Genomic DNA, 17,255 nt, shown 5'->3' with positions numbered 1-17,255 from the left:
CTCAGCGGGTGAGGACGGCCCAGACGAGTTTGCCGTGGTCGTTGACCTGGATCCAGCCCCAGGAGGAGCAGAGCGCATCGACGAGGTGCAGGCCGCGGCCGGACTCGGCGAAGCAGTCCTCCTCCTCCGACATGACGGGGAGCGCGGCGCTGGAGTCGGTGACGGCGCAGGCCAGGTTGACGCCGTTGCGGATCAGGCGGACCCGCACCACACCGCCCACGTGCCGGATCGCGTTGGTGACCAGCTCGGAGATGACGACCTGAGCGTCGAACACCAGGTCACCCGCACCCCACTCGGACAGCAGGGAGGTGGCGAACTCCCGCGCAACGGCAGCGGACGCGGGATCGCGGGTGTCAAGGTCCGGGATCTCGGCGTTGGCATTGCTCACCAGAGCGGTGAGCAGCCACCCCGGAGGTGGCTCCCCCGTCGCGGCTTGCCGGCGTGCTACAGGTGTCGTCATGGATGGTCCCCAGGGCGATCGAGATGTTGCGCGCGGTCGGGCAAGGCATTTCAGTAGTCCATCTTTGCTCGCAGCTTAACTGTGATGCAAGTACATCGGAGGGATGCTGATGCAAGTTCTTCCGGCAGTTACAGATGCATGTGCAGATGCACATGCAGTTGATTGTGCAGTGAGAGGGATTCATGAGAGACTGCTTGATTGTTCAACTGGCTTGGCAGGGAGCAACACGTTGATCACACAACCGGCGATAACCGAGGCCACACCCCACCAGTCGGCCGCAGGGCCCACCATCCTGCGGATCTTATTGGGAGCCCAGTTGCGGCGGCTCCGCCAAGCCAGGGGCATTTCGCGCGAAGCCGCAGGTCACGCCATTCGTGGGTCGCACGCCAAGATCAGTCGCCTGGAGCTCGGCCGGGTCAGCTTCAAGGAGCGCGACGTCGCCGACCTGCTGACGCTCTACGGCGTCACCGACACCGTGGAGCAGTCCACGCTGCTCGTCCTCGCCCGGCAGGCCAACACTCCCGGCTGGTGGCATAAGTACAACGACCTACTACCTCAATGGTTCGAAGTGTATGTCGGATTGGAGGGCGCGGCCTCCGCCATCCGGTCCTATGAGATCCAGTTCATCCCCGGCCTCCTGCAGACCTGCGACTACGCCCGCGCCGTGATCATGCTGGCGCACGGCACCGCGTCCGACGACGAGCTCGCCCGCCGGATCGATCTGCGGTTGCGGCGGCAGCGGCGGCTCACCGATCCCGACGCCCCGGCGCTGTGGGCCGTGATGGACGAGGCGGCGCTGCGCCGCCCGCACGGCGGCAAAGAGGTGATGCGCCGCCAGATCGAGCACCTGCTGGAGATCACCTACCTGCCCAACGTGACTCTGCAGATCGTGCCGTTCGACCGTGGCGGACACGCGGCCGCCGGCGGCCCGTTCAGCATCCTGCGCTTCGACGAGCGCGAGCTGCCCGACGTGGTCTACATGGAACAGCTTGAAAGCGCCCTTTACTTGGACAAACAAGAAGAAACCGATCGATACATGCAGGTCATGGACCGCCTCTGCGTGCAGGCCGACTCCGCCGCGACCAGCAAGCGGTTCCTTGAGAAGCTCCTCGGCGAACTGTCCGACTGACGATTCCCCCGAGGAACCAGGGGCTGTCACTGTCGCCGCCATTGATCGATCATCTATCACCTCATTGATCACACTTTCCCGGCCCGGATGCCGTATCTTGCGGTCTGCAAGCGCAAATGCACGTGCATTCGTACGCACTCGTGATCTCGGGGAGAGACGGAATGGACGAGGTCTTCAACGGCGTGTCCGCCGACCGGCTGGCCGCCACCTGGCGGAAGAGCCGGCACAGCAACCCGAACGGCAACTGCGTCGAAGTAGCGACGCTGGTGGGCGGCGACGTCGCCTTCCGCAACTCCCGTCATCCCGACGGGCCCGCACTCATATACACCCCGGCTGAGATCACCGCCTTCATCATGGGCGCCAAGGACGGTGAGTTCGACGATCTGATCGTCTGAGCCGGGACGAGCGCGCCGGGCGCGGGCCCTCGGACCCGTGCCCGGTCAGCGCAGCCACCGGGTCACCGACCCGAAGCTCCCCCGTACGGCGCGGCACGAGGCGGATGCCGAACCAGGTCTTGCCGAACCAGTCTTGCTGAACCAGGTCTTGCCATCCCAGGTCTTGCCATCCCATTTGCGGTGTTTTGACAGTGTTCTGATCGGCTTCTGCCGCCCTGCTGGACCACCGGGTCGAAAGCGGTCATCACGCACCGGTCGCAGATCTCCGACACCCGGAAGTCGATCCCGCCGATGCGCACCTCGCTCCACCCGTCACGCGCCGAGAGACTGTCCCCGTGCTCGTCGACCACCGCCCCCCGAAGGCCCGAGGCTCGACCACGGCCGCGCCGACCGCCACCCTGGCAGCCGATTTGAGTGGATAAATCCTTATTTAACCAACTCGCATGGCTGAAGGACTAGGCACGTGAGAGCGCTCTCCCAGCCGGACTGTTCCGCCCCGGTCTCCTCATTCATCCGGTGGCGCTGATACGAGTCCACGGTCGGCGATAATTACGCAATTTCCGCGTTTCCCGATTTATCAACTCACGCGTGAGGGTGGGAGTGTAGGTTCCTGCGTGCTTCGCACGCTGATCACGCACGCGGGGCCCGGACACATCCTCGACCATCAATCGGAGCACGTCATGTCTGCATGGACCGATCGGCTCGCGACGGCCAGGCGGTCATGGGAGGACGGCGACCTGGAGGGGGCCGCGGCGGGCCTGCGCGAGGTCGCGGCCTGCGGTGATCTGGAGCTGGCCGCCGAGGCGGTCCACCTGCTGGCGGGCGTGCTCGAAGACCAGGGTGAGATGGGAGGCGCGCGAGCCGCGCACCGCTCGGTCCTGGAGTCGGGGCACCCGATCTTCGCCCAGCGGTCCGCGCTCTCACTGGGCATGCTGCTGATCGGCGACCACGAGTGGGCCGCCGCGCACCGGCCGCTGACCCTGGCCGCCGCCGGCGCCGACCCCGAACTCGCCGCGCTGGCCGACGCCGCGCTCGCGCACGTCCACATCGAACTCGGCGACGTCCAAGGGGCGCGGGCCGCCCTGGAGCGGGCCAAGCGAGCGGACGACCCCGAGATGGGCGACCTCCTCGCCGACCTCTCCCTGCCCGCGCCGCCCGCGGAGTCGGACGCCGCGCTCGCGACCCTGCTGCGAGCCGAGGAACTCCTGGAGGACGGCTCGGACGCCGCCGCGGAGGCGGTCTTCCGCCAAGTCCTGACCTGCGGCGACCCCGACCTCGTCTCGCGCGCCGCGTTCCGCCTCTACCTGCTCTACACCGAGCGCGCGGAGTTCGAGGCGGCTCGCGAAGTGATCGAACGGGCCATCGCCGTCGGCCATCCCGACCACCTGGCCATGGCCTACCAGGGACTCGGCGGCGTCCTCGTCGATCTGGGCGAGCACGCCCAGGCCCGCGAGGCGTACCGGCGCGCGGCCGAGGACCCGCGGGCCGAGGTCCGGTTGCCCGCCCTGCTTCGCGAGGCCGAGGTCGCCTACACGCTGGGCGACCTCGCCGGCTCCCGGGCGCTGTGCGAGCGGGTGGTGGCCAGCGGCCATCCCGACCACATCGTGGAGGCGCGCACCAAACTCGCCACGCTGGCCCACGAGAGCGGCGACACCCGGATCGCGATAGCCACCTGGCACGAGGTGATCGCCTCCGGCGACCCGGAGTGGGCGCCGCATGCCGTACTCCGGCTGGCCGAGTTGCACAAGGACGCGAGCGATCCGGCGGAACGCTCGCTCATCACCGAGGCCCTGCGCGCCGCGGCCGAAGGCGACGGCGACGCGGCCTTCAACGCGGGGCTGGTCCTGCACCACCTGGCGAGCCGGGAACCGCTCGCCGATCCGGTCGCCGAGCAGGCGCTCGTGGACGCCGACCTGGGCCTGGACCGGCTGCGCCAGGACGACCTGCCCGGCGCCCGTACGGCGCTGCGCCGCGCGATCGACGCGGACGTCGCCGGGCAGTCCGGCCGGGCGGCCATCGCGCTGGCCCTCCTCGAACTCCTTGAGGGCGACCGCGAGCAGGCCGAGGAACTGCTCGGGGACACGGCGGAGAACTCGGGCGTCGACGACAGGCAGTCCGGGCTGCTGGCCACGCTCTTCCTGACCCTGCTCGGCACCTCGGAGAGCGATCTCCATCCGGTGATCCTCGGCTTCGCCGAGCACCAGCGGCTCGGCCGTGAACAGGGCATGGCCCGCTACCGCGCGGCGATGGACGCGGGCGACGAGGTGGCCCGCGTGATCTGGGCGCAGATGCTGGCCTCGCTCGGGCACGGACTGTCCGAGGCGGTGACCCTGCTGAGGGACGCCGTCGGCTCGGGCGACGCGCTGGCCGTCTCCTTCGGCGGCATCGTGCTCGGCGAGGCGTTGCACGGGCAGGGCGAACAGGACGAGGCGGTCGAGGTGCTGCGGAACGCGCTGCGCCACGGCCACCCCGCGCTCGACCCCTGGGTCAAGTTCCAGCTCGCGCTGGTGCTGGCGGACCAGGAGGCCAGGCAGGTGCTGGAGGCGGTGATCGACTCCGGCCATCCGGGGCTGAGCCGCGGCGCGGAGACCCGGCTGCTGACCTTGCTGGAACGTCTCGGCGACCTCGTCGGCACGGCCCGGCTGCACGAGCGGGTCGTCGAGCGCGGCGACCCCTTACAGGCACCGCGCAACGCGTGGCTGCTCGGACTCACCCGGGTCAGGCTCGACGACCTCGACGGCGCGCGGGCCGCCTTCGACCTGGTGCCGGAGACCCACGAGGAACTGGCCGACAGCGGGATCTTCGCCCGCGCGCTGCTCGGCGGCGACCACGCGGAGGCGGCGGCGGCGTTCGCCCGGCTGCCACGGGGCGACTCCCGGCACACCATGGCCACCCTGCTGGTCCGCGAGGTCGCCGACGCCCAGCACCGCGGCGGCCGGTTCACCGCCACCGACGGCGCGCTGTCGATCGTCGCGTACGGCGGGCCCGAGCCGGACGCCACTCACGCCCTGCTGATGCTCGGCGCGCTGCGGCACGACCTGGGCGACCTGGACGGCGCCCTCACCGCCTTCGAACAAGCCGCGGGCCTCCACCCGGCCCCGAACCCCCACTCCCCTCCCGCCCCGGACCCGGACGGAAACTCGACCCCGCATCCCGGCTCGTCCCCCCACACGGACTCGCCCCCGCATCCCGCCCCGGACGCACACACCGATCCGACCCCGCACACCCATCCGACCTCAGACGCCGACCCAGGCTCGGACACTCGTCCAACCCCAGACGCCCGCCCGACCCTGGACGCCCGCCCGACCCTGGACGCCCGTCCGGGCTCGGACACCGGTCCGGGCTCGGACACCGGTCCGGGCTCGGACACCGGTCCGGGCTCGGACACCGACCCAGGCTCGGACGTCGGCGAGCGCTCCGCTCTGGTCGGGCCGGCCTTCAAGGGGATCGGCGACGTACGGCAGGCGCGCGGGGACCTCGCGGGGGCGGCCGAGGCGTACCGGGCGGCTGTCGAGGCCGGTGACGAGCGCTCCGCGTTCTCGCTGTGCCAGGTCCTGGTACGGCTGGGCGAGATCGACGCGGCCCGCGAGGCGACCGACGACGACCTGGATCTCGCCCAGGCCCTGACCGAGGCGGGCGACCACCTCGGGGCGGCGGCGGTGCTCCGCCGTACGGAGGGCGCGGTGGCGGCCTTCAACCTCGGGGTGGTGCTTGAGGAGGCGGGGGACACGCAGGGCGCGATCGAGGCGCAGCGGCGCGCGGCCACTCACCCGGAGGTCGCCGCGCGGGCCACGTACACGCTGGGCTGCCTGCTCGCGCGCACCGGGGACGTGGCGGGCGCTCGCCGCGAGCTCGAACGCGCCGCCGCGGACCCCGACGTCGCCCCGTGGGCCTGGTTCGCGCTCGGCGAGTGTCTTGAGTCGGCCGGTGCGGCCGACGGCGCGCGCCAGGCGTTCGAGCGGGCCGCCGAACACGAGGGGGCGGTCATCGCCACCCGCGCCCGGGACCGCCTCGGCCGTGCCACCCCGCTCGAACACGGCCTGCTGACCCGCGACGTCGGCCTGCTCGCCGAGTTGTACGGCTCGCCGCGGCTGGCCGAGTTCGCCTTCGCCCTGCACGACCTCGACCTGCCCACCGTGGCCACCCTGCTGGGCCGGTTCTCCGGGCACGAGGGTGCGAAGGCGTGCGAGATGGCCTTCGGATGCGCCCACGACTGCCTGGACTCCGGCGATCGGGACGAGGGTGCGAAACTGCTCGCCCTGGTCGGCGAACACGCGGCGGGCGCAACGGCCGCACGCGCCCTGATCGGCTCCGCCGGCCTGCTGGCCGAGGACGGCGAGTACGGCAGGGCGGAGATGCTGTGCCACCGAGCCGTCTCCTGCGGCGACGCGGACACGACCCGCAGGGCCTGGAGTCACATCGGCGACTGGCGTCTGCGATTCGGCGACGAGGAGGCCGCGCTGGCCGCCTACCGGGCGGCGTGCGACACGGGAGATCCGGGCATCCGCCTCGCCGATCTGCTGGAGAGACGCGGTGACGTGGCCGGCGCCAGGCAGGTCCTGGAGGCGGCGGCCGCCGATCCGGACGCGCTGGTGCAGCTCATGCTGCTGTTGTGGCGGCATGGCGAGCACGCGGACCTGGCGGGCTTCGCCGTACGGGCGGCGGAACTCGACGACGTGGAGGTGGCCGCCCTCGCCCAGCGGATGCTCGGCTGGGTGAGCGAGGCGGCCGGCGACGACGAGAGCGCCCTCGCGCACCTGCGGCGGGCCGTCGCGGGCGACGACCCGTACAGTTCCGGCATGGCACGGGTCGAGCTGGCCCGGGTGCTGCACGCGCGGGGCAACGACGCGGCGGCCATGGCGGAGTTGGAGACGGCCGCGCACCATGCGGAGCCGTCCGTGGCGGTCCGGGCGGGGAACGCCCTGGGCGCTCTGCTCGCGGAGATCGGCGCGCTCCGGCGGGCGGCGACGGCCTTCGCCCGCGCCGCGGCGGCGGACCTGGGGCCGGACGCGCCGCCCGAGCTGGAGACGGAGGCGCAGCGGGCGTTGAACAACATCGCCGGGGTGGCCGGGACGGCGTTCGAGGCGGGGGACGAGCAGACGGTCATCGTGGCGCTGGACCTCCTGCTCGACCTCGGGCTGACCGCCGACGTGCTGGACCTCGCGGAGGAGTGCGGCGACGCCGCCCAGCGGCACGTGCGCGAACGTCTCCGCGACCATCCTGACCTGCATGTACGGCTGCTCGCCGACGACTCCCTGCTCGACACCGGCGTCTCCGCCGCCGCCCTCGAAGAGGCGGCCACCTCGGGTGACCCGATCGCGCTGACCCTGCTCGCGCAGAACCTGACGGACGCCGGGCAGATCGGCGAGGCCAGGGACGCCTACAGCCAGGTGATCGCCGACGGTCACCGCAGCCTCGCCCCGCGAGCCATGATCGGCCTCGGCCAGACGTATCACGACCACGACGAGGAGCGCGCGCGCGAGTGTTACCTGGGTGCGATCGACGCCGAGGAGACGCATATCGCGGCCCTCGCCGCCATGTATCTCGGCGCCCTCGCCAAACGGAGCCGCGACTTCGCCGGGGCGCTCCCCTGGTACCAGCGGGTGATCGACTCAGGCGACCCCACGGAGGCCCCGCTCGCCGCCGCCCATCTGGGCGAGCTGTGCTACTGGCTCGGCGACCGTGACGGCGCCCTGAAGTACTACGAACTCACGCTGCGCGGCACCGACCAGCCCGAACTCGTCGCCGAGGCCGCCTGCCGCCTGGGCGAGATCCGCCACCAGGACGGCGACCTCACGGCCGCCCGCGACCTCCTCATCCGGGCGAGCGCCACCGGCGACCCCACCTTCGGCCCGCAGGCGGAACTCCTGCTCCGCAAACTCCCGTCCTGAACCAACACATCCTGCCAACGCGTCCTGAAACAGCTCGCCCGTACAGCTCAGCCCGGGTACGGCTCAGCCCGACAGCCAGGACATGACCACGGCGAGACCGCTCATCGCGACGAGGCCGAGGATCAGTGTCAGGGCCACTACTTTTTGCTTCATACCTCCGAGCCTAACCACCGCTAGACGAGACCCTGGTCATGAGCGAAGACGATGGCGGCCGAACGGTCGCGCAGGCCGAGCTTGGTGAGGATGCGGCCCAGGTGACTCTTCACCGTCGCCTCGCTGACGTGCAGGGCGGCGGCCACCTCGGCGTTGGTGGCGCCCCTGCCGACGTGCCGCAGCACATCGTGCTCCCGCTGGGTGAGCAGATCGGTCATCGCGCCGGCCCTCCCGTGGCGGCCGGCGACGCGCCGGTAGGCGTCGAGCACCCGGCCGACCACCTGGGGGTCCAGCCAGGAGCCGCCCTCGGCGACGGTCGTGGTGGCCCTGACGATGTCCTCGCCGGGGGCGTCCTTGAGCACGAATCCGGCGGCTCCCGCGCCGAGCGCCGCCGCCACGGTGTCGTCGTCGTCGAAGGTGGTGAGGATCAGGACGGGCGGCGCCCCTTCCCTCGCCCGGAGCCTGCGGGTGGCCTCGGCGCCGTCCATCCGGCGCATCCGGACGTCCATCACCACCACGTCGGGCCGGCACCGGTCGACGGCGGCGGCCACCTGGTCGCCGTCCTCGCACTCGCCCACGATGGCGATGCCGTCCTGGGGTTCGAGGATGCGGCGCAGTCCGGCCCGCACCAGCGGCTGGTCGTCGACGAGCAGCACCTGGATCACGCCGCCGCCTCGATGGGAAGGCTCGCCTGGACCAGCCACCGGCCGTCCCGCGCACCGGTCTCGATGACACCGCCGGCCGCGGCGACCCGTTCCCGCATGCCGATCAGCCCGCTGCCCTGGGACGGTCCGGCGGCGCGCTGGCCGACGGGGTTGCCGACCTGCAGCGACATCCCGCCGTCGGCGACGCGCAACGTGACCGTCGCCGGGCCGCTGCCGTGCCGGGCGGCGTTGGCCAGGGCCTCCTGCAGGACACGGTAGACGGCCAGTTCGGCGGCGGGCGAGGAGCACCGCTCGTCGATCGCGAGGGACAGCCGCACCGGATGCCCCGCCGCCCGGTAGCTGTCGACCAGCGCCTCGATGTCGTCGAGACCGGGCTGCGCGGCGTCCACCGCCGTGACCTCGTCGGAACGCAGGAACCTGACGATGCGCCGGATGTCGGCCAGGCTCGACCGGCCATGCCGTTCGGCCTCCTCGAGCGCCTCCTCCGCCTCGGCGGGCGAGGACCGCCGCACCGCCATCCGCGCGGCGGTGATGTGCAGCATCGTGACGGCCAGCGTGTGCGCCACCACGTCGTGGACGTCCTGCGCGACCCGGCGGCGTTGCTCGGCCGCGGCCTGCGCGGCGAGCGCCTGCCTGGCCTCCGCGATCTTCGCGGTGGCGATGTACGTCAGCTTGACCGCGTACCCGGCCGCCACACAGAACGCGAAGCCCATGTGCCACGTCACCCCGATGGTCGCGTCCCCCCAGAACAGCGGCACCCCGAAGGCGGCGTACCCGGCGATCGTCGTGCCCACCGCGATCCGGGTGGAGCCGGAGGCGATGGTGAGGAGCACCACCAGCAGGACCGGAAAGGTCGCCAGGCGGTAGGCGACCTCGCCGCCCAGGCTCAGCGCACCGGTGAACTCCTGCCCGATCCCCAGTACGGCGAGCGGCGTGAGAGTCGCGGCGGCGAAGGTCCATGTCGGCCCGTTGTCGGCGCGCAGCCAGACCAGCCAGGGCACGGCCGCCACGGCGAGCAGGGCGAGCCCGGCCACACCCGGATCCCCGGACAGGACCGCCGTCACCGCGGCGGCGGCGAGCATCGCCAGCGAGAGGAACGGCGTGCCGTACCTCAGACCGGCCGGCCGTTCCTCGGTGACCCCGGCGCGTTGCAGATCCTGCTCCCACGAGCAGTCGGGGGCGGGCGGACCGGGGGGCGGGCTCATGACGTCCATGGTGCCAGCCACCTGCTTCTCAGACCATCTCCACGCTGCGCCCGCCACCGAGCGGATCCCGGATCAGCGTGCGCAGCGGCACCCCGAACCCGAACGTCGAGACCCTCCGCGACGGGGTCACCTGGATGAAGCAGTTGCCCGGCAGGTCGAGCTCCCCGTGCGAGGTGATCGCCTTGAGCTTCCCGGCCTCGACCAGCTCGGCGATTCGCGGGTCGTCCCCGGGGATGAGTTCCGCCCGCCCCTGGAAGTGCAGGCTGAACGGCGGGACGAAGGGATAGCGCCGGGCCGTGACGCAGACGGCGACCCGGCCGTTCTCCCGGATGTTGCGCGCCTTGACGCTGCTCTCGAAGGTGCTCATGTAGAGGTGCCCTGCCGCCTCGGCGTACAGCACGCCCGCGATGTGCGGCCGGTTCGCCGACGACGACGTCGCGATGGTGCAGAAGCTCCCGCGCGCGATGACCCGCCGTACGATCGCCTGTTGTTTCTGATCTGACATGTCCAGCCTCCTTGGGTCTATACGACGACCTTAGAAAGCGGGTCCTGGGTGGCACATCGGTCCCCAGGCGAGAGGTCGTTCCTCCTGGGGGCGGATACACCTACGACCCCGGACGGTGGCCGACATGCGTCCAGTAACGTTCACCGGCTCCAGCAGCCGAGATCGCCTCAGATGTGCCCCTGACCGAAGGGCAAAGCATGTAGCACGTTGCGGCTACGCAGGGCGACATGAGGTACGGCCCGCGCCTCAGGGGAAGAAGGCGCGGGCCGTGCCCCTCGGGTCAGAGGCGGGAGATGCGGACGGCGTCGGCGATGACGTAGCCGGTGCCGGAGGTCCAGCGGCTGACGCCGACGATGTTCTGGTCGCCGGCGTTCAGGGAGAAGGTGCCGATGGTGTGCCAGCCGCCTCCGCCGGACCGCTGGTCGACGTAGACCGTCTGGTTACCGCCGGTGGCGGCCACGATGTAGGGGGCGGAGCTGTTGTAGCCGGGGTCCGCCGGGTACCAGACCTCGACGCGGTGGGTGCCCGCGACGGGGATGTTCGTCCGGAACCAGGCCGGGTCGCTGGCGGCGACCGGAGTGGCGAACCGGTAGTCCGCTCCGTGACGCTGGCCGGAGAAGGCGGACGTGCCCCAGTTCGCACTGGCGGTGAACTGCCCCGCCGTGGCGTTGTCCAGGGTGACGGTCCAGGACGGGGTGCCGCCGCCACCGGTCACGTACTCCATGTACTTGGCCCAGTTCCAGTTGGGGCCGGGGTCGGTGTGCGTCGCGCCGGGCACCTGGTTGTGTCCGACGATGTGTGTGCGGTCCTTGGGGATGCCGTGTTTGTCGGCGATGGCGCGGGTCAGCGCGGCGGAGGAGCGGTACATCGCGTCGGTGAACCACGAGGCGTTGTTGACGAAGCCCTCGTGCTCGATCCCGACGGACCTGGAGTTCCAGTTCCCGGCGTGCCAGGCGACGTCCTTGTGCCGGACCATCTGGGTGACGGCGCCGTCGGAGGAGCGTACGACGTAGTGCGACGAGACGTTGGAACTCGCGTTCTGGAACCAGGAGATGGTGCCGGCGTACGAGCCCTGGGCCACGTGGATCACGATCCGGTCGATCGCGGAGCTCGACGGCCGGTTGGCGACGGCGTAGTTTCCGGAGTAGGCGGGCACCCAGGCCGCGGGCGGGTAGTCCGGGCCGGCGGCCGCCGCGTTGAGGTCGCGCGTCCGGGCGAGGCGGCCCCGGTCCGCGGTGACCTCCTGCGGCTTGACGGTGACGCCGGCGCTCTGCAGGCCGGTGCCCAGGAGTTCGTAGACGGTGTCGGCGTAGAGGCGTGCCGTGTCGTCGGTCGAGGCGTTGCCGTACTTGGCGACCGCCTGGTACCAACGGCCGGCGTCCTTGCGCGCGGTCTCGTCGAGACCCAGTTCGTCGGCGTACGAGCGCAGGACGGCGGCGCCGCCGAGGATGTTGGCGTCGGTGTCGGCGCGCAGGTCGGCGACCGGCAGGCGGGTGAGTTCGGCCGCCTTTTCGAGGGAGTGCGTGGTCGGGTTGCTGACCAGGTGCATCACGCCGTACCCGCCGCTGGCACTGGGCTCGCCGCCGTGGCCGTCGAGGTGGGTCTCGGCGTAGGCCAGGGCGACCAGAAGGTCCCTGGGCACGTCGTGGGCGGAGGCGGCGCGGTCGAACGCGCCGGCCAGCGGCTCGTCGGCGACGGCGACCGCCGGACGGCCGGCGAGGACCAGGAGGGCGGCGGCGAGGCAGGCCAGGATGGCGACTAATCGGGTGCGGGTGAGCGTCATGATCGCTCCTCGATCGGGGGGTGCCAACTGGCATGCACAGTAAGTGCATCTCATGACAAATGTCGATAATTGACATTACCGAGTTTGTGGACGAAAATTTTCTCCCTTATCGCGAAGGGGCAAGAAACGGCGTAAAACGGACATAGTGAAGACTGTTGCGCTTTCGGGTTGCGAAGTTGAAACTTTCTTTCTGTGACGACGTATCGCGCGGCCCGGCGGTGGCGGCTCCCGACCATGGGCATCACGGCTCTCCTGCTCGCCCTCACCACCGGCGTCGCGCCCGCCGCGGCGTCCGAGGTCGTCTCCCCGCCGGCGGCGGGCACGTCGGCAACGCTCGCCTGCACCACGGACCCGGCCACCCCGAAGCGCCAGTTCCGGGGCATGTGGATCGCCAGCGTGGCCAACATCGACTGGCCGAGCAGGACCGGCCTGAGCGTCCAGGCGCAGCAGTCGGAGTTCCGGGCCTGGCTCGACCTCGCCGTCCAGAGGCGCATGAACGCCGTCGTCGTGCAGGTCAGGCCCACGGCCGACGCGTTCTGGCCGTCACCCCACGAGCCGTGGTCGCAGTGGCTGACCGGCACCCAGGGAGTGAACCCGGGCTACGACCCGATGGCGTTCATGGTCGCCGAGGCGCACGCCCGCAACCTGGAGTTCCACGCCTGGTTCAACCCTTACCGGATCGCCAACCACGCCGACGCCTCCCGGCTCGTGGCGAGCCACCCCGCCAGGCAGAACCCCGGCTGGCGGTTCGCGTACGGCGGCAAGCTCTACTACAACCCGGGAATCCCCGCCGTCAGGACCTTCATCGAGACCGCCGTCATGGACGCCGTCACCCGCTACGACCTCGACGGCGTGCACCTCGACGACTACTTCTATCCCTATCCGGTCAGCGGCCAGACGATCCCCGACGCCGCCACCTACGCCCAGTACGGCGGCGGCTTCACCTCCATCCACGACTGGCGGCGCGACAACGTCAACGTGCTGGTGAAGGAGCTCGACCAGCGGATCCACACGGCCAAGCCGGAAGTCAGGTTCGGCGTCAGCCCGTTCGGCATCTGGCGCAACTCCGCCACCGACCCGCTCGGCTCCCAGACCTCCGGCATGCAGTCCTACGACGCCATCTACGCCGACACCCGGCGCTGGGTGAAGGAGGGCTGGGTCGACTACATCGCACCGCAGATCTACTGGCACATCGGCTTCGCCACCGCCGACTACGAGACCCTCACCGCCTGGTGGGCGGCCACGGTGCGGGGAACCGGCGTCCAGTTGCTCGTCGGGCAGGCCGCCTACCGGGCCGGGGCGAGCGGCCAGGACGCCGCCTGGCAACGGACCGCCGAGCTCAGCGACCACCTCCGCTACAACCGGCAGCACCCGGAGGTGGCCGGCGACATCCTGTTCAGCGCCAAGGACGTCAAGGCCGACCGCATCGGCGCCATCACCCGACTGGCGGCCGACCACTACACCAAACCCGCACTCCTCCCCTCGTACGGCACCGCCGCCCCGCCGCCCGCCCCCGCCATCACCGCCGCCACCCGCACCTCCGGCGGGGTAGCGCTCACCTGGCAACGCGGCGGCACCAGCACCCCGGTCTCCTACGCGATCTACCGGGTGAACGGCGCCCCCGCCCCCGACGAGTGCACCTTCGCCGACGCCCGCAACCTCCTCACCACCACCCGGGGGACCACCTTCACCGACGCCACCGCCACGGCCACCGGCGCCTACACCTACTACGTGACGGCCCTTTCCCGGTCGCACCACGAGAGCACGCCGAGCGCCGGGAGATCCGTCACGGGCACCGGGGGCGACAGCATCGTCGTCGACAACGCGGCCCCCGGTTTCACCGCCGGCTCCGCCTGGGGCACCTCCACGTTCTCCGCCCAGATGCACGGCACCGACTACCGCTTCGCCTCCCCCGTCGCGGCCAGTGACCCGGCCTGGTTCGCGGCCCAGCTCCCCGCCGCCGGAAACTATCGGATCGAGATCTGGTACCCGGCGAATTCCGGCTACAACAGCGCGACCCCGTTCATCGTGGCCACCGCCGGCGGCAACCAGACCATCAACGTGGACCAACGCGTCAACGGCGGCCAGTGGCGCACCCTGGGCACGTTCTCCCTCGCCGCCGGCACCCGCAACGTCGTAGGCGTCAGCCGCTGGACCTCCACCACCGGCTACGTCATCGCCGACGCCGTCCGAATCACGAAGATCTGACCTCGACACCACGCTGACGTCCGGCTCACCCCCCGCGGTCAGCCGGTTTTCCGGCGCGGATTTCGGTCACCGCTCCTCCCCGGCCGGCGTGTTCGTGTCCTTCCAGACCCTGCGAGAGTGCAGGCCTTTCGTTTATCGGCTGTCCGGTCGGCGGATTAGCATCGGCGCTCTGGAATGCGAAACTCGGACACCATCACAAGATCAACGCTGTGAGCTGGGGTTTAGCAGTAAAACTGCACATACATTCGCTTGACAAAGCCATCGGGTCGTCAATAGCCTCCGCTTTGTTTGTATCGATTTAATCCGTCCTGGGGCAGGAAGTGAACCCCGCGGAACGCCTGCCCCCACGCATCGACGCACCGCATCGGCCGCCTCGCTCATTCGCCGACCTGACCCCGCACCCCGCCCCCCGCAGCCGTCAGCGAGCACAGCCCCGGCACCCGGTTCGAAGCACGAGGCAACCTGTGGTGCCGCATAAGGATCGTCCCCCAGCGAGCCTTACCTTAGGAGCCCGTGGCATGAGTCCCCCCAGCATTCGTCGCGCACTCACCGCCGTTTCCTCGGCACTGCTCTGCACCACCCTGGTAACCGTTCCGGCCGCCGCCGACGACAACGACCACGGGCGGCCGGGCAAGGGCGTCCAGCTCGAACACCTCGACCGAGGACTCGTCGCCGCGGCCACCGGTGAAGGCGTCTTTCTCAGCTGGCGGCTACTCGGCGACGAGGTGTCCGGGCACGGCGACACCGGAATGACCGGCGCCGACTTCCGGGTCTACCGGGACGGGCGGCCGATCGCGACGGTCACCGGCAGCACCAACTACCGCGATGCCGACGGCACCGGCGCCGCCGAGTACCGTGTGGCCGCGATCGTCGACGGCGACGAGGGGCGGCGCAGCGCGGCGGTCGCGCCGTGGTCCGGCTCGTTTCACGACCTGCCGCTGCGGAAACCCGCCGGCGGTGTCACGCCGGCCGGCGAGCCGTACACCTATTCGGCCAACGACATGAGCGTCGGCGACGTCAACGGCGACGGACGGTACGAGTTCATCGTCAAATGGGACCCGTCGAATGCCAAGGACGTCTCCCAGCGCGGATACACGGGCTCGACCTTTCTCGACACCTACGAACTCGACGGCACCCTGCTCTGGCGGCTCGACCTCGGGGTCAACATCCGCGCCGGAGCCCATTACACCCAGTTCCTGGTCTACGACTTCGACGGTGACGGCCGTTCGGAGATGATGCTGAAGACCGCCCCCGGCACGAAGATGATCCGCTATCACGCCAACGGCGACGTGGCCTCCGAACGCCACATCACCCTGCCCAAGCAGGATCTCCGGGCCGGATACTCGAACACCGACGACTATCGCAAGAGCGCCGCCGGCTACTTCGACCACGTCGTCGAGATGTTCCAGGGGTGGCACGAACATCCCGAGGTGGTCGCCGGACGCTGGCCGGCGACTCTTGAGCAGGCGTTCGGCATCGAACCGACCCGCGACTACCCGCTCTCCCGGGAAGACGCCACGGAACTCGCGAACCACTTCGTCGACGTCTACGCGCCCAGCCGCAGCGCCAACAACCGGCTGCGGGAGTTCGCCGGCTTCGTCATCACCGGGCCGGAGTATCTGTCGGTGTTGGACGGCGCCAACGGCAGGGAACTGCAGACGATTCGCTACAAGCCCGGTCGCGGCGATGACGGGCTGCTCTGGGGCGACTACGCGATGGCCCGCATCGAACCGGCCAACCGCGTCGATCGGTTCCTGGCCGGCGTCGCCTACCTGGACGGCAGGCGCCCGTCCGCCGTCTTCGCCCGCGGCTACTACACCCGCTCCACGCTCGTGGCCTACGACTGGAACGGCAGAAAGCTGAAGGAGGTCTGGTACGTCGACAGCGGCCACGTGCCGATGTCGAACCCGTTCAACGCGGCGCCGCACGGAGTGAACGGCACCGATCCGGAGTTCGCCACCCTCACCACCCAGGGATTCCACTCCCTGAGCGCGGCCGACGTGGACGGCGACGGCAAGCAGGAGATCATCTACGGCGCCGCGACGATCGACCACGACGGCAGCCTGCTGTACTCCTCGTTCGCCGAAGCCCCGCCGGAGAGCAGCGTGCCGGGGCAGCACGTCCGGCTGGGCCACGGTGACGCCATGCACGTCGGCGACCTCGACCCCGATCGTGCGGGCTTGGAGATCTGGACGGTGCACGAGGGCGGCCCGTGGGCTCCCTGCGGCTGGGCGATGCGTGACGCCGCCGACGGCGAGGTGCTCTTCGGCGGCTACAGCGGCGTGGACACCGGACGTGGCATGGTCGGCGACATCGACCCCGCCATCCGCGGTTTCGAGGCGTGGTCCTCGATGCCCCCCAACCAGGCGGTCCAGGCGGGCCTGTGGTCGGCTCGCGGCGACTACCTGGGCAGAAACGCTCCGGGCACCAACATGAGCATCCGCTGGGCGGCCGACATGACCACCCAGCTCGTCAACGGCACCGCCACCACCGTCCTGCAGACCCCGACCATCGACGACTGGAAGCGCGGCACCGTGCTCAGGGCGGAGGGCACGCTGACCAACAACGGGACGAAGGGCAACCCCGGACTGGTCGCCGACGTCTTCGGCGACTGGCGCGAGGAACTGCTGGTCCGAACCGCCGACAGCACCGCGATCCGCGTCCACCTCAGCACCGAGGCGACGGACCGCAAGCTGTACACCCTCATGCACGACCCGCAGTACCGGGTGGAGGTCGCCCGGCAGCAGACGACCTACAACCAGCCCGCGTATCCGAGCTTCTACTTCGGCTCGGACCTCGACTGGTCGCGGGTCCCCGTGCCGCGCTTCTGGACTCCTCAGAGGTAAAGCCGCCGGGCCCGG

10 protein-coding genes are annotated in these 17,255 nt (G+C 70.6%); 5 read left to right on the top strand and 5 right to left on the bottom strand.

Annotated elements, in window-relative coordinates; all coding sequences use genetic code 11:
* Position 1 precedes the first annotated feature (1 nt).
* Positions 2–460: an ATP-binding protein gene (locus tag MBA17_RS31430; RefSeq protein WP_238500360.1), complete on the bottom strand. Its 459-nt coding sequence runs from the start codon at positions 458–460 to the stop codon at positions 2–4.
* Between the two features lie 229 nt (positions 461–689).
* Here MBA17_RS31430 and MBA17_RS31425 point away from each other — a divergent pair, with 229 nt between their 5' ends.
* The 3 genes from MBA17_RS31425 to MBA17_RS31415 all read left to right on the top strand — a co-directional run bounded on the left by MBA17_RS31425 (position 690) and on the right by MBA17_RS31415 (position 7,875).
* Positions 690–1,589, top strand: a complete 900-nt coding sequence (locus tag MBA17_RS31425) for a helix-turn-helix domain-containing protein (protein ID WP_238500359.1) — start codon at positions 690–692, stop codon at positions 1,587–1,589.
* Between the two features lie 161 nt (positions 1,590–1,750).
* A complete protein-coding gene (locus tag MBA17_RS31420) occupies positions 1,751–1,984 on the top strand; it encodes a DUF397 domain-containing protein (RefSeq protein WP_238500358.1) in 234 nt (77 codons plus the stop codon).
* 680 nt (positions 1,985–2,664) lie between these two features.
* Positions 2,665–7,875, top strand: coding sequence for a tetratricopeptide repeat protein (locus tag MBA17_RS31415; RefSeq protein WP_238500357.1), 5,211 nt, complete (start codon positions 2,665–2,667; stop codon positions 7,873–7,875).
* Between the two features lie 173 nt (positions 7,876–8,048).
* Here MBA17_RS31415 and MBA17_RS31410 read toward each other — a convergent pair whose 3' ends face one another.
* The 4 genes from MBA17_RS31410 to MBA17_RS31395 form a co-directional block, all read right to left on the bottom strand.
* Complete coding sequence (locus MBA17_RS31410) at positions 8,049–8,693, bottom strand: response regulator transcription factor (RefSeq protein ID WP_455432893.1); 645 nt, start codon at positions 8,691–8,693, stop codon at positions 8,049–8,051.
* Complete coding sequence (locus MBA17_RS31405) at positions 8,690–9,898, bottom strand: sensor histidine kinase (RefSeq protein WP_238500356.1); 1,209 nt, start codon at positions 9,896–9,898, stop codon at positions 8,690–8,692. The genes MBA17_RS31410 and MBA17_RS31405 overlap by 4 nt, the downstream gene beginning before the upstream one ends.
* Positions 9,899–9,926: 28 nt before the next feature.
* Positions 9,927–10,403, bottom strand: coding sequence for a pyridoxamine 5'-phosphate oxidase family protein (locus MBA17_RS31400; RefSeq protein WP_238500355.1), 477 nt, complete (start codon positions 10,401–10,403; stop codon positions 9,927–9,929).
* 280 nt (positions 10,404–10,683) lie between these two features.
* Positions 10,684–12,186, bottom strand: a complete 1,503-nt coding sequence (locus MBA17_RS31395) for a golvesin C-terminal-like domain-containing protein (protein WP_238500354.1) — start codon at positions 12,184–12,186, stop codon at positions 10,684–10,686.
* A 192-nt stretch (positions 12,187–12,378) separates the two neighbouring features.
* On the opposite strand from MBA17_RS31395, the gene MBA17_RS49770 reads away from it, so the two are divergent.
* Both MBA17_RS49770 and MBA17_RS31380 read left to right on the top strand, forming a co-directional pair.
* A complete protein-coding gene (locus MBA17_RS49770; protein ID WP_455432892.1) occupies positions 12,379–14,394 on the top strand; it encodes a family 10 glycosylhydrolase in 2,016 nt (671 codons plus the stop codon).
* A 518-nt stretch (positions 14,395–14,912) separates the two neighbouring features.
* Entirely contained in the window at positions 14,913–17,240 is a 2,328-nt protein-coding gene (locus MBA17_RS31380) for a rhamnogalacturonan lyase (protein ID WP_238500353.1), read from the top strand.
* Positions 17,241–17,255 lie beyond the last annotated feature (15 nt).

Source organism: Dolomitihabitans soli (genome assembly GCF_022213955.1).
Lineage (GTDB): Bacteria > Actinomycetota > Actinomycetes > Streptosporangiales > Streptosporangiaceae > Streptosporangium_A > Streptosporangium_A soli.
Note: the sequence above shows the minus strand (reverse complement) of the source record. Positions and strands in the feature narration are given on the sequence as shown.